This is a genomic window from Porphyromonas sp. CAG:1061 (genome assembly GCF_000435035.1).
Classification (GTDB): domain Bacteria; phylum Bacteroidota; class Bacteroidia; order Bacteroidales; family Porphyromonadaceae; genus Porphyromonas_A; species Porphyromonas_A somerae.
On the sequence record NZ_HF988851.1, the window covers coordinates 1 to 821 of the forward strand.

Here is an 821-nt window from a genome sequence, read left to right on the forward strand (position 1 = left end):
TTGCAACTCGCCGATTGCTTAGTTGCATCTCAGCGAACGATTTAGTATGACATTGAATTTCAATTGATTAAAAAGCAGGTCTCTGAAACCCCATTTCAGTTTTTTCACATTGGTTCTGCAGTTTAAAATTCTGGAAGACTGAGTGGCTTGTGGTGGGAAAACAGGTTCAGTACTAGTCGGGTTCCGATAAATAGAAGCCAAAGCAGTTGACACCTCTAATGCACAATCCATAAGTATAGGTCGGAGTGGTAGGTATGTATGGATAATAATGAGTAAATTTGCAGAGTGAGCGATGGGCGATAGGGAGGAGAGGAGAGTGTCCATTAGTTCAATTTATACGAGACATACACATTATATAGATAGCGTACCTACGATGAAGCGAACCGAGGAAAGGGAGTCACAATCCACCCAGCTGTCCACTGTAGCGACCAGCACCGAAGCCTCTTCGGCAGAGACCACTCTGTCCAATAACGAGGGCGGTGATGAACCACAGGGAGCGGACGGGGAGGAACCTTCGCCTAAGGCCTATAGAAGCTGGTGGCGGCGAGGGCTACGGTGGCTTGGCATCGGTATAGCTACGGTGTTTGCAATACTCATACTAGGTACGGCACTCCTCTACCTACCTGTGGTGCAGGGGTGGCTCTTGGGTTTGGTTCGGACCGAGGTAGCAGAGCGCGCTGGCATTGCGCTGGAGTGGGAGCGTGTGGGGGTAGCCTTTCCACTGAAGCTGCGACTGGAAGAGGTTCGGGCTACAGAGATCGCAAGTGGGGATGAACTGGGGTCGGTAGGTTTGCTCACCGCGGATGTACGATTGCTCCCTC

The 821-nt window shown here is 50.7% G+C and carries 1 protein-coding gene; it reads left to right on the forward strand.

Annotated features, from left to right (window positions below; all coding sequences use genetic code 11):
* Positions 1 to 373: 373 nt before the first annotated feature.
* The coding region (locus QVO39_RS01085) for a hypothetical protein (protein ID WP_288171361.1) at positions 374 to 821 on the forward strand (448 nt) is incomplete at its 3' end.